Raw genomic sequence first — 13,853 nt, 5'->3', positions numbered from 1 at the left:
TATTACTTTATAACTACTGTCTACTGATTACGTTTATAAACAAAAAAAGTGTCTAGATAAATCAGGAAAAGACAGTTCGAGTAGCGAAGCAGATGGTTTCTTCCTAGGGAAACAAAAGTTTCTATATGGGAAAACAGAAGTTTCTTCAGTACAAAACTTTAGTTTTCTTCTATGAAAACAAATGTTTTCCATGTGTAAAACTTTTGTTTTATACCATAAAAAACCACAAATACTTATATATTAATGTTTTATCTATATAAAGAAAGGAAGAAAAACGGACTGATTATATACGTAGAGTGTAGAAAATTCCTTTGATGGCATGGCAAAGACACTTACTAAAAGCGGGAAATGATGGTAGATAAAGACTTACTATTGTAGATGTTTTCCTATCTACAACAATAGGATAAATATTTTAAATTCAAATGATTATAAGGATAGTTGTAGATATTGTACATAATTTTGATTATTTACATATAATAGACCGGGCTTAGCTTTTATATCACTCAAGTCCGGCCTATCGGTTGAGACCTATCCCGCATTTGTTTGGATCAGAGTCCCAGCTTCTCAGAGATCTCCAACATCTTCTTGATCGGTTTGATCGCCTTCTTCTGTACCTCCTCGTCCACGAATATCTCCGGCATCTCGAACTTCAAGCAATTATATAGCTTCTCCATCGTGTTCAAGCGCATGAAATTACATTCGTTGCAAGCGCAAGTACTGTCGTTCGGAGGAGCCGGGATGAATTCCTTATCCGGACTCTGCTTGCGCATCTCGTGAATAACGCCACTTTCCGTCGCTACAATGAATTGTTTCGCGTCGGACTTAATGGTATGCTTCAGCAAAGCCGCGGTCGATCCTACGAAGTCTGAGACCTGTATAACCGGCTGCTTGCATTCCGGATGGGTGATCACTTCCGCGTTCGGGTACTGTTTCTTCAAAGATAAGATCTTCTCCAATGAGAATTGCTCATGCACGTGGCAAGCGCCATCCCAAAGCAACATATTACGTCCCGTGATGCTATTGATATAATTACCTAAGTTACGATCCGGACCGAAAATCATCGGTGTACCTTCCGGGAAGCTCTCCACGATCTGGCGGGCGTTCGTGGAAGTAACCACCACATCCGTGACCGCTTTCACGGCGGCGGTCGTATTCACGTAAGAGATTACCGTATGACCGGGATGTTGCTTGACGAACTCGGCGAACTCCGTAGCCGGACAACTATCCGCCAAGGAGCAACCGGCATTCAAGTCCGGTACCAACACTTTCTTATCCGGACAGAGGATCTTCGCCGTCTCTCCCATAAAGTGAACCCCACAAAGCACGATGATATCCGCCTTCGTCTTAGCCGCCCATTGTGCCAAGGCCAGACTGTCTCCCACATAGTCCGCTATATCTTGTATATCGCCTGTTTGATAGTAATGCGCCAAAATAATCGCATTCTTCTCTTTACGTAACTTGTCGATCGCTTCCTTAAGGTCTAAATCCTTAGGAACGGGCGCATCCATGTACCCGATTGATTGGTTTGTCAACATAGCCTTATATATTAATGATTCCTGTTTCTACTGCTCCCAATAGGCTTTTCACTATATATAAACAATATTATCCACAGAAAGTATTACTGATAATCTTCATCTTATCTAGTTTATCAACCTATTGTTCACAAAGCACAAAGGTATAAACTTTCTTCATTTATAGAAATAACAAGAAAGATTCTTATCTTTGCCACCAATGGATGAGTTGCCCTCAACCCTCAATAGTTATCCACAATCATTATATTATATTCTTATTAATCTTTAATTTTAAAAATAAATATGATGAATATGATAGGCTGTTGAAATGGTTAATACATTTTTGTTACAATCTTTGGTTATTGACTTATTAAAGTCTGTGAACGGTTTATCAAAAGGATACCAACAGCATGGATGTCTATCTATAGATTGTAATTCTTATAGTTATAGACTTTATGAATATTTAGCTGTTTATTGTTGATAACCTTGATTGTGAAAAAATAGATCCTCCAGCAAGGCTGTCAATAGGTGTATAAGGGCTGTTGATAGCGCGTAATAAATAAGTGGCTTATTCATTTGCTAATTTGAGAAAGGGGGGTGTATGGACAAGTATTTGAATAAAGCAAGAAATATTTTTCATTTTATGTCCACTACTTATTAATAGCTTTTCAACGGCATATCCACGGATATTCGCTACTTTTGCGGTCAAAGATATTTGTTATGCGAAAATTGAAAGTAACCGAATTGAACCGCCTGACTCCCGAGGCTTTTAAGGAAAGTAAGAAGATACCTTTAATCGTTGTCTTAGACCATATTAGAAGTCTTAACAACGTGGGTTCCGTGTTTCGTACCTCCGATGCTTTCCGGGTAGAGGCTATTTATCTTTGTGGTATTACGGCTTGCCCTCCGAATGCGGAGATCCATAAGACCGCTTTAGGAGCGGAAGAAACCGTAGATTGGGAATATTTCAAGGATACCCCGGAGGCTGTTGATAAACTGCGCCAAGAGGGGTATACGGTATGTGCCGTAGAGCAAGCGGAAGGTAGTGTCATGTTAGATAACTTGCAGTTAGACAAGACAAAGAAATACGCTATCGTCATGGGTAACGAGGTAAAAGGCGTTCAACAAAATGTGGTTGATAACTGTGATATATGTATTGAAATACCTCAATACGGTACAAAGCATTCCTTGAACGTATCGGTTACTACCGGTATCGTGATCTGGGATTTTTTCAAGCAACTATCAGATTAAACCATTCTCAACCAATACGACGACCCGTTCGGTCATGGCATCTTTACCTTTCGGGTCGTATTCCGATTTAAGGCTGGCTCCGAACATTCCGGCGAAGAAATTCCAAAAGCCCGCACGGAAACTTCCCAGATAGGCTTTCAATAAATTGTAACTGGATTGATTACATTCCCTATCGATCAGTTTGATAAGTAGCTTACCTTGCGAGAAGGATAATTTTTTTAGTTCCGGTTTATATTGGGCGAACAACTCTTTCTCCATCCGTTTCAAGTGGGCTTGGCGGGCCTTGTCATTCGGTAAGGTTTCCATGTATTCGTAGGTCTCTATCAACGTATCATACACCATCTTGGCATAGGGCAAAGTACGCTTTACGTCTCGTACCAACTTATTGTACTTCGCTTGTTCACGCTTATTCTTAAACTTAACTTGAGGATATATGAAAACTTCCCGAAGGTTGACGACAGCCATTGTATCACCTTCATACAGTTGAGCTTTCTGATAACCTTCCGGAACAATATTTGTCTTTACCGCCTGCGCCATCCCTTTAAAGCTACAGAGAACAAGTAGAGCCAAAACACAATATATCCCTTTTCGTATCATATACCGCGAAAATATAAATACTGCGTGACTCTCAGCATCATTTATCTGTTAATAACTTGCTAAATGAATATAAAACATTACATTTGCGCGATTGACAACAACTTAAGAATATATTAACTATGAAGAAAGAAGAAATTACCGCCCTATTCGGAAAATTCGAATCCATTTCATGTGAGGTAGAAGGCATAGAATGCTGGAGTGCCAGAGAGTTACAACCCCTATTAGGATATGCCAAATGGGATAACTTTATCAATAATGTAGTGGTGAAAGCCAAAGAAGCGTGCCGGAATGCGGGAGAAAATATAGAGGATCACTTTCCCGATGTCGGGAAAGTGATTATTGTGGGGCATGGTGCTGAGCAACAAATAAATGACATCTTATTAACACGCTACGCATGCTACTTAATCGCACAAAATGGTGATAGTCGTAAACCACAAGTAGCTTTCGCTCAGACTTATTTTGCGGTACAAACCCGTAAGGCCGAGGTGATTGAACAACGCTTATTGGATTGTGAACGCTTAAAGGCTAGAGAAAAATTAAGTCAGACTGAAAAGCAACTATCTGGTATTTTATACGAAAGAGGCATTGATAATAAAGGATTCGCTATTATCCGTTCTAAGGGAGATCAAGCCTTATTCAATTTAAGTACACAGATGTTGAAAAAGAGAATGAACGTCCCCACGAATAGACCTATCGCTGATTTTTTACCGACTATAAGTATAAAAGCTAAAGACCTAGCGGCGGAAATGACAAACGTAAATGTGCAAACGAAGGATCTATATGGACAATCTCCTATTGAGAAAGAACATATTGATAACAACACCGCTGTTCGTGATATGCTATTGCAAAGGGGAATTAAGCCTGAACAACTTTCCCCGGATGAGGATATTAAAAAGGTACAGCGTAGAGTAAATAAGGATAATGAGAAAACCTTGAAGAATAAATAGAAACCATACAAAATCTTAACTATGAAATATCTATTGCTATCCCTGTTTGCGGGGGTATTTTCATTGTATGTACATGGTGTTGATAACTTACGTTTACCGGATGTTCGTAGCGTGGGAATGGGAGGGAATGTGGCGACGCAATCTATTTTATTCAATCCGGCCCTTATTGTCGATAAAGATAAAAAATCCATTCATTTAGAATACTTTAATCGGTACATGTTGAAAGAACTGGGTACGATGTCCGGTAGTTTTTATTATCCGAATCAACTATTATCCGCAGGTGTTGATATCTCTGTTTTCGGGTTTGATAAGTACAGGGAGATGATGGTTCGTGTGCTGGGAGGAAAACGCTTGGGGGATCAATGGGCGTTAGGGCTTGGAGTTCACTATAGTTTCTTGCAAACTGATCTATTGGAAAATACAAGATCCAGACTGTCAACAGATATTGGAATCACTTTCTCTCCTATTGATAAGTTGTTAATAGGAATGTTAATAATGAATTTTCCTTCTGTTTCTATAGGAGATAAAGATATTGAAATAGAAGATTTTAATTATTACTTAATTCAAATAAGTTTTCAATGGGAGATTATAAATAGTCTGTTAATTACAGGAAGTGCAGGAACGGAAAATGAAAACCTAGTTGTTGGAAACTTAGGTCTTGAATACACCGCTTTCGATTCTTTTTTTATTCGTGCCGGAATACAGACCGCTCCTCTCCTGCCCTCTTTAGGAATTGGTTATAACTTTTCTTGCTTTACGATAGATGTAGCCTCTATTTACCATCCGATTTTAGGGATGAGTACCAGTCTTGGTTTATCATTCTCTTTTTAAATGATACTTAGCTATGAAACGATTGTTTATAATCTTGTCGATAATCCTGTTGATAAATAGTTATTACGCTAATTCTCAAATAGAATATTCTGTTGATAAGTGGATGGAGTATGTAGAGGAACTAGCCTTGGAAACCGAGGATACGGAGCGTATCGAAAGTTTGTATGCCGATTTATCTTATTTAACTGAGCATCCTTTTGATTTGAATGCCGTGACGGAAGAACAACTGAAGCGATTACCTTTTCTATCCGATCGCCAAATTGAGCAGCTCCTCTCCTATCGGAAACGATACGGAAATATGGTTAGCATCTATGAGTTGAAGAATATAGAGGATATCGATTTTCAGACGATATCTCTTCTCCTTCCATTTGTTTATATAGGTGATAATCTTGTTGAAAAACGGTTGCTTACGGTTAAGAACCTGTTGAAATATGGTCGTAATGAATTACAAATCAGGTATGATCAATGTTTTCAACAGAAAAAGGGATATGGTGAACAAACGGACAGCATACTTTCGTTATATCCGAATCGTAAATATAGAGGAGAACCTTTCTATCACTCCTTACGTTATTCCTATACTTTCGAGGATCGTTTACAAGCAGGCTTCGTAGCTGAGAAAGATGCGGGCGAACCTTTTTGGAACGCATATCATAAAGGATATGACTTTTATTCCGCACATCTATTCCTAAAAGATATCAACTGGTTAAAAAGCTTGGCTATAGGGGATTACAAGATGTCTTTCGGACAAGGTCTGGTGATTAGCAATGACTTTTCTCCTAGTCGTACGGCAGTAGTCGCTCAAGCGGAGCGAAGGACAAATGGCTTCCGTAGGCACTTCTCAACCAATGAACAGGATTTCTTCCGAGGGGTGGCTAGTACGATCACGATTAAGAACTTGGATATAAGTGTTTTCTATTCGTACCGGAAAATGGATGCGGCCGTAGATAGCTTGACATTCACCTCATTAAAAACGGATGGACTTCATCGTTTACAACGGGATTGGGAAAAGAGGAAAATGATAACGATGCAGGTATATGGAGGAAATATCCGCTATGCTACATCTCATTTTCATGTAGGTTTAACGGCTCTCTCCTATTCATTCGGTAAGTTTAAGATGGACCCCGATCCAAAACCTTATAACCTGTTCTATTTCAGAGGTTCCAACAATTTCAACATCGGTGTTGACTATATGTTGAAAAGTAACCGTATTAAGTTTTATGGCGAAACTGCCCTTTCGAAAAACGGAGCTATTTCTACCTTGAATGCCTTGCAGTTAACACCCGCTTCTTATATATCTTTCTTGGTATTATACCGTTATTACGACCGCCGTTATCAAGCTTTGTTTGGAAATGCTTTCTCGCAAGGCTCTACGGTTCAGAACGAGCAAGGAGTTTATATGGGATTGCAATTAACCCCGATCGCTCACTGGAAATTATCCGTTTATGCGGACTTATTCCGTTTCCCTTGGTTGAAATACGGGATAGACGCTCCTTCCGGAGGACAGGAATATATGGCTCAGATAGATTATACCCCTAGTAGAAACTATTCAGCTTATCTTCGTTATAAATATCGACAAAAAGAAAAGAATGGAACTTTTGAAAATGATAATTTATTGAAAATCAATACTTATAAACAACATCGTATTCGTTTTCAACAGGTTTATAACTTTTCTTCTCCTTTTATTTTTAAGACTTCCTTAGATGGTATTCTATTCGATGATCCTATAAAGAAACTTAATAAAGGAATTATGATCTCCCAAAGTATAGGCTGGAAGCCCACTACCCTACCTCTTCAAATGGATGGTTATCTAGCGTGGTTTCATACGGATGATTACAATAGCCGGGTCAGTTCGTATGAGAAGAATATATTATATGCCTTTAATATGCCCTCTTTTTATGGCGATGGGATGCGGTTTGCCCTCACCTTTCGTCTGGATATTTGGAAACGTTTATCTTTATCCGCTAAACTGGCCCACACCCATTATTGGGACAGGGATTTGATAGGTACTGATACGGAGGAGATAAGCGGTTCTGATAAAACAGATCTTTATGCTTTGCTTCGCTGGAAATTTTAGAGTAGATTTGCGTGGGTAAAAACAAACAGCGCTATGTCTACAATTCTTTTTGATAAAATAGTATTTGGCCCGATACATAGTCGGCGTCTAGGTGTCTCTTTAGGGATGAATTTACTTCCTACAGACGGGAAATTATGCTCTTTTAATTGCATTTATTGCGAATGTGGATTGAATGAGAATCATAGGACCCATAGTAAACTGCCTACTCGTACGGAAGTGAGGGAAGCCTTAGAGCAAAAACTAAGTTCCATGAAAGCGGAAGGGATCGCTCCGGATGTAATTACGTTTGCCGGAAACGGAGAGCCTACGATACACCCGGAATTCGGTGGAATCATTGATGATACGGTCGCTATCCGGGATCGGTTTTTCCCTGACGCTAAAATCGCCGTACTTTCTAACTCTACGATGCTCCATAAAGAGGAAGTCTTTCAAGCCTTGAATAAAATAGAGGATAACATATTGAAACTGGATTCTGTATTAGACAGTCGGATTCGGCAGATAGATGTACCTAATTCTCCGGCGTTTAATTTCGAGTCTTTATTAAAACAATTATGTCGTTTTAACGGAAACTTGATTATACAGACCATGTTCTTGAAGGGGGAATTAAACGGGGAATCGGTTAATAATATGACAGAAGAGGAGATAGCGGGCTGGATTTCCGCCTTAAAACAAATCCGTCCGAAACAAGTCATGATTTATACGATAGATAGGGAGACCCCGGTTAAAGCTTTGAAAAAAGCTACTAAAGAAGAATTAGATGCGATTGCGGAACGGGCCCGGAAGGAGGGTTTTGACGTGACGGTATCTTATTAAACTAACTAATTTAGAGAAACACAATAAGTAGTATGAGAACATTCAGTAAAAAGAAAAAATTGCCTCGACTCTTGACGCTTTGTGGAGCGGTAGCGGTCTCAGCATTGCTAGGGGGATGTGGGCAGAGCGGTGTTCCGGCGGAATCTTTCGATCGGTCGGATTATTATACCAGAGGTATCGGTTCGTATCCGGGAGATCCGGGGGAGGATTTTTCTCCTTCATTACGTCCGGATCATTCCACGTATCGTAACATAGCTCTTTTGCGTAGCGCTTACAACTCATCCAGTTATGATTACAATCTAACGGCTCAACTGGTGACGGATGGTGTTATTAGCGATAAACAACCTCAGTATCTCGATCTCTCCACGCAAAATGGGGATATAGCTCGTCGTGAGCGTGAGTGGATGATCGATCAAGGTCCTTATTCTCGTAATGCGGTTACGGGCGAGGATGCCTATTTCCTGTTCACGCTGAATAACTGGAAAGAGAAAGCCGACAAGGTACAATTTCGCGGCAGCGTGGCTTATGACGAGAATAAGATTAAGGATGGATATGAGATTGTTTGCGAGGGATCGAATGATGGAAATACTTGGACGGAATTGGCTGCCTTAAAGGGTAAAGGTATGCCGGGTAAGGCCAGCAAGTATAAGGCCCATTCGGACCCGAATAAGAATAGCTGGGATCCGGGTACGTTGCCCACCCGTATGTTGAATGAGACTTTGACATTCGATCAACCGGGTGAATATGCTTATTATCGGATGCGATTGAAAATGGAAGGTGCCGCTTATTGGGCATTCTTCGAGATGAATTTCTATAACCAAGATAAGTTGATAGATTTGCTTCCTTCCAAATTCTTTAATAGCGCTTGGATGAGTGCCACGACAGGAGAGGAGTGGGTCTATGTAGACTTGGGTAGCCAATCCGAATTCGACAAAGTAAAATTACATTGGATCAATAAAGCGATCAAGGGTAAGATTCAAGTTTCCGACGACGCGAAACAATGGGTTGACATAGCGAATCTTCCGGGTGGAGATGCTAATCTGGATGAGATCAAGCTAAAAGGAAAGGGCCGCTACGTACGGGTATGGATGGAGCAACCGGCTAATGACGGACGCTATATCTTAAGCGAGATAGAGGTGATGGGTAAAGGTGGCTTGCTTGCCCAACCGGCTGCTGCTCCGGCTTCTACAAAAGACGAGATCCGTTTGTCGGGCGGAAACTGGAAAGTACAACGAGCTTCCGAGGTAACCGCTTCTGGTGAGGAAATATCGAAACCTTCTTTCTCTCCGGAAAATTGGATCGTGGCGACCGTACCGGGAACGGTATTGAGCAGTTATAAGAATATCGGAGCTATCCCGAATCCGAATTATGCGGATAACTTGATGCAGATATCCGAGTCATTCTTCAACTCTAATTTCTGGTATAGGGATGAGTTTGAGGTACCCGAAGGATTCAAGCAAGATCGTTTGTTCTTGAATTTCGATGGTATCAACTGGAAAGCGAATGTATATTTAAACGGTAACAAGATCGGCCGTATCGAGGGAGCGTTTATCCGAGGTGTATTTGACGTTACAGACAGGGTCGTACCGGGCAAGAACGTTGTCGCGGTGGAGATCATCAAGAATGAGCATATCGGCGCTATCAAGGAGAAATGTGAGAAGAATACGGATTTCAACGGTGGTATCTTAGGCGCTGATAACCCGACCTTCCACGCTTCGATCGGTTGGGATTGGATCTCGACGATCCGTGGTCGTAATATCGGTATTTGGGATGATGTGTACTTGACTTCTACAGGCAAGGTAACGATTCAAGACCCGTTCGTACAGGTTGTATTACCGTTGCCGGATACGACTTCCGCTACCTTGACTCCGGAAGTGATCGTGAAGAACCATGATGCCGCTCCCGTGAAGGGTATATTGACAGGAAAGATCGGTGATATCACTTTCGAGCAACCGGTGGAATTGGCCGCCAACGAGGAGAAGAGCGTTGCTTTCGACCCGAATACCTTTAGCCAATTGAAGGTTCAGAATCCACGTTTATGGTGGCCTAAAGGGTACGGATCTCCTTATTTATACGACGCTAATTTCACCTTTAAGGTAGGTGATAAGGTATCCGACTCTGAGGATTTCAAGGTAGGTATCCGACAAATGACCTTCAATGAGAATAATAGTATCTTGAGTCTCTTTATCAATGGTCGTCGTTTTATCGGCCGTGGCGGTAACTGGGGATTCGGTGAGTCTAATCTGAATTACCGGGGTCGTGAGTACGATATCGCCGTGGCTTACCATGCCGATATGAACTTTACGATGATGCGTAACTGGGTAGGACAGATTGGCGATAAAGAATTATATGAGGCTTGCGACCGTCATGGTATCATGATCTGGCAAGATTTCTGGTTGGCGAATCCTTCCGACGGACCCGATCCTTATGATCCGGAGATGTTTATCGCCAATGCTGAGGATTATGTGAAACGTTTCCGTAACCATGCCTCTATCGGTATTTATTGCGGGCGCAACGAGGGCTTCCCGCCGGAGCAGATCGACAAGGCTTTACGCCGTATCGTGAAAGAGGATCATCCGGGCTTACATTATATCTCCAGCTCGGCGGATGAGGTGGTAAGTGGCCATGGCCCGTACCGTGCGCTTCCTGTTAAAGAATACTTTAGCTTGAAGAATGGTAGTGATAAGTTCCATAGTGAGCGGGGTATGCCTAACGTGATGAATTACGAGAGCTTGGTTCGTACTTTCTCTCCGGAAGCGCTTTGGCCGCAAAACGCTCAATGGGGACAACACGATTATACGATGGAAGGCGCCCAGTCTTGCGCTTCTTTCAACGCTATCATCGAAAAGGGCTTTGGCAAGCCGAACAACGCCAAGGAATTCGCCGATCTGGCTCAGTGGGTAAACTATGATGGTTACCGGGGTATGTTCGAATCGAGAAGCTTGAACCGTAAGGGATTATTGCTGTGGATGACGCATCCGGCATGGCCTTCTATGGTATGGCAGACTTACGATTATTATTTCGAGCCTACCGCCGCTTACTTTGGTTGCAAGAAGGCCTCCGAGCCTCTGCACATTCAATGGAATCCGGTTACGGGCGAGATCGAGGTAGTGAACTATAGCGCCGGCGTACGTAATGGTTTGACGGCAAAGGCTCAAATCATCAATATGGACGGTTCTATTTCATGGGAAAACGAGGTTTCCGTGGATAGTAAGGAAGATACGACCAACAAATGTATGAAACTGGATTTCCCAGCTAGCGTATCCAGCGCTCATTTCGTCAAGTTGACGTTGACAGAGAATGGCAAGATCGTATCGGATAACTTCTATCTGCGTGGCGTAGAGGAAGGCAACTACCAAGCTTTGCGTGAGATGCCAAAGGTTACTTTACGATCCAACGTGGCAACCAATAAGGGTAATGACGGTACTTGGACCGCTACCGCTACCTTAGAGAATACTTCATCCACCCCGGCTCTGATGATCCGTGTGAATGTAGTGGGCGAGAAGGATGGCGAGCAATTCCTCCCCGTCTTCTATAGCGATAACTATTTCTCATTGCTCCCGGGCGAGAAGAAAGAGATCAACATCCATTGGAAAGATGTAGATACGAGAGGCGAGACCCCGAAGGTGGTTATCTCCGGTTATAACGTGAACTAGTCAGCTAGGCTGATACCTATAAAAAATCCAACCATTCTCCGATATGAATAGGAGAGTGGTTGGATTTTTTTTGCAATTCTAAATTTCAGATTTATCTTCGGTTTTATTGTTATTTTTAATACGTTTTACTGTATGTTTAAGTTTTACGGCCATAAGATTCAACTCTATGGTAGATTCCATTTCAGTTGTATCAGCATCATCTATCAACAGATCAGATAAGAGTTGGCCAGTTCGTTTCACAATACCTTTTTGTTTTATTAGGTCAGGTTCATTTTGAATCGCATCTACATTTCGGATAAGCTCACGTAGTTTTACGAAAGAATCTATTATAGCGATAGTTGTTTGTGTGGCTCTTGGACTTTTTAATATAGTAGCCAGCATATAAAGTCCTTTTTCAGTGAAAGCTTTAGGTTCTACTGTTGATTTTTTTAAGTTTTCCATCCGGTGGAAATTTTCCACCACATACTGTTTCTCAGAGGGTTTCAATGTGAAAAAATAACCACTGGGGAACTTTTCAGGATTATTTCTCACGGCTTTGTTTATATCCCTTGTTTCTGTTTTATATAATTCTGCTACATCTCTATCTAGTAGTATTTTTTGTCCTCTTAACTCAATAATACGTTCCTCTACTTCTTTCGTTCCAATAACTTGAAGTTCATTTTCCATAGTTAAATTATTAATTTGATTTTTGTATTTATGCTTTGTATATAGAGCAAATATAGTGATTTTTTGTTCTATATACAGAGCATAGATCATTTCTTTTTACAACTTGATATAAATCTTCTTCTTATACAAGAAATATCCCGGTATCCAGTTTAATACCACGAAGAAGATAGCCCATGCTAATGAGCCTCCGAAATCGCCGAATATCGGCCTGAACAGATCCATATACATAAAGGCGGAGATACCGCTCATTCCCAGCAATACGGCCAATATATCCCCTTGTACATACAGATACAACGGGTTGATACCGAACGACTCAAAGAATAACGTCCATTTCTTCTTCCCGTTTATATCGATGATCCAGATTAATAAAGCGAGAAATAAGGAGGCGAATCCGCAAGTTACCAAGACGAACGTGCTACTCCATATCTTTTTATTGATAGGGCAACCATAGCTTAGCAAGAAACCGGCAAAAAGAATAATCGTACCGAAAATGAAGATATTACGGATAATCAACTCATTGTTCTTTTTACAATCCTGTATTACCTTTCCTACGTAGAAACCGAGTAATACATGCGCTATGCTACCAATGCAGCTCAAGAGCCCTTCCGGATCAAAGGCGATCCGTGTACCATCTGCCATATCATCGTGATACATATGCGATGTACCGAATAAAGTTCTGTCCACGATCGCTATAATGCTATCCTCCGACATTTCCATACTATGCGTGAAACCTAGTAATGCCCAGTAAAATATCAATATACCAGCGGCTACCTGCAAAATATACTTATGATTAATCGCTAATCCTATCAACGAGCCGAAGCCATATGCCAGCGCCAACCTTTGCATCACCCCAAGGATACGTAAATTCTGGAAATCGGTAAATCCATTGTAGCAAACATGCCCGAACAGATTCAGCCCTAATCCCACGAGGAATATCAATACCGTGCGTCTCAATACTTTCGTCACGCTTTCTTTCGACAGCTTGAAGTTATATTTCCGAAGCGAGAAAAACATGGAGACCCCCATGATGAACATAAAGAACGGAAATACCAAATCGGTGGGAGTGAGGCCGTTCCAACGTGCATGCTCTAAAGGCGTATATACATACTTCCATGACCCGGGGTTATTTACCAAAATCATCCCCGCAATCGTAATTCCCCTCATCACGTCGAGGGATAGCAATCTTCCGGATTGTTGTGCCATATTGATAGTAGATTAAAAAGTTACCAATAAAAGTCCAAAGATAATTGAATTTCCTACAATATCCCTGCCTTCGGGAATACTGTTTTTAGTATATTGAAAATCAGATGTATAAAAACATGTACATGTTTTCGGAAAAACACGTACGTCTTTTTTCGGAAACACGTACGAGAATTTATGAAAACACGTACGTGTTTTTCCAAAAAGATGATGGAGATATCCAAGCGATAAGAATTTTATACAATAAGCCTAATAATCAATTATTCTTTAAGGTTTGATGAAAAATATGCCTATCTTGCGCATAGAA

10 protein-coding genes are annotated in these 13,853 nt (G+C 41.2%); 6 read left to right on the top strand and 4 right to left on the bottom strand.

Annotation, left to right across the window (positions count from 1 at the left end; all coding sequences use genetic code 11):
- Positions 1-548: 548 nt before the first annotated feature.
- The gene (gene nadA / locus D7V92_RS08870) at positions 549-1,535 is read right to left on the bottom strand and encodes a quinolinate synthase NadA (protein WP_005863738.1); all 987 of its coding nucleotides are present in this window, start codon (positions 1,533-1,535) and stop codon (positions 549-551) included.
- Positions 1,536-2,231: 696 nt separating this feature from the next.
- On the opposite strand from nadA, the gene D7V92_RS08865 reads away from it, so the two are divergent.
- A complete protein-coding gene (locus D7V92_RS08865; protein WP_005860365.1) occupies positions 2,232-2,762 on the top strand; it encodes an RNA methyltransferase in 531 nt (176 codons plus the stop codon).
- Here D7V92_RS08865 and D7V92_RS08860 read toward each other — a convergent pair.
- Positions 2,754-3,359 carry a DUF4294 domain-containing protein gene (locus tag D7V92_RS08860; RefSeq protein WP_008773191.1) on the bottom strand — a complete coding sequence of 202 codons (606 nt, stop codon included), beginning with the start codon at positions 3,357-3,359 and terminating at the stop codon, positions 2,754-2,756. The two genes, D7V92_RS08865 and D7V92_RS08860, sit on opposite strands and share 9 nt — an antisense overlap.
- 119 nt (positions 3,360-3,478) lie before the next feature.
- Between D7V92_RS08860 and dinD the strand changes: the two genes are divergently transcribed.
- Genes dinD through D7V92_RS08835 form a run of 5 tightly spaced genes read left to right on the top strand, consistent with a single transcriptional unit; the run spans position 3,479 to position 11,680 of the window.
- Positions 3,479-4,306, top strand: a complete 828-nt coding sequence (gene dinD, locus D7V92_RS08855; RefSeq protein WP_009275470.1) for a DNA damage-inducible protein D — start codon at positions 3,479-3,481, stop codon at positions 4,304-4,306.
- A 21-nt stretch (positions 4,307-4,327) separates the two neighbouring features.
- Positions 4,328-5,137: a hypothetical protein gene (locus D7V92_RS08850; RefSeq protein WP_121772709.1), complete on the top strand. Its 810-nt coding sequence runs from the start codon at positions 4,328-4,330 to the stop codon at positions 5,135-5,137.
- A gap of 13 nt (positions 5,138-5,150) precedes the next feature.
- The gene (locus D7V92_RS08845; RefSeq protein ID WP_121772708.1) at positions 5,151-7,211 is read left to right on the top strand and encodes a helix-hairpin-helix domain-containing protein; all 2,061 of its coding nucleotides are present in this window, start codon (positions 5,151-5,153) and stop codon (positions 7,209-7,211) included.
- Between the two features lie 33 nt (positions 7,212-7,244).
- On the top strand, positions 7,245-8,024 hold the full coding sequence (locus D7V92_RS08840) for a radical SAM protein (protein ID WP_005863728.1): 780 nt from the start codon (positions 7,245-7,247) through the stop codon (positions 8,022-8,024).
- Between the two features lie 32 nt (positions 8,025-8,056).
- Positions 8,057-11,680 (top strand): discoidin domain-containing protein, encoded by a 3,624-nt coding sequence (locus D7V92_RS08835; protein WP_121772707.1) that lies wholly within the window; start codon positions 8,057-8,059, stop codon positions 11,678-11,680.
- A 78-nt stretch (positions 11,681-11,758) separates the two neighbouring features.
- Here D7V92_RS08835 and D7V92_RS08830 read toward each other — a convergent pair whose 3' ends face one another.
- Both D7V92_RS08830 and D7V92_RS08825 read right to left on the bottom strand, forming a co-directional pair.
- Positions 11,759-12,436, bottom strand: a complete 678-nt coding sequence (locus D7V92_RS08830) for an ORF6N domain-containing protein (RefSeq protein ID WP_005860350.1) — start codon at positions 12,434-12,436, stop codon at positions 11,759-11,761.
- A gap of 6 nt (positions 12,437-12,442) precedes the next feature.
- A complete protein-coding gene (locus D7V92_RS08825; protein ID WP_008773184.1) occupies positions 12,443-13,549 on the bottom strand; it encodes an acyltransferase family protein in 1,107 nt (368 codons plus the stop codon).
- Positions 13,550-13,853 lie beyond the last annotated feature (304 nt).

This window comes from Parabacteroides sp. CH2-D42-20 (assembly GCF_003670185.1).
GTDB lineage: Bacteria > Bacteroidota > Bacteroidia > Bacteroidales > Tannerellaceae > Parabacteroides > Parabacteroides distasonis.
The sequence above is the reverse complement of the archived record's forward strand: the minus strand, read 5'-3'. Positions and strand labels throughout refer to the sequence as shown.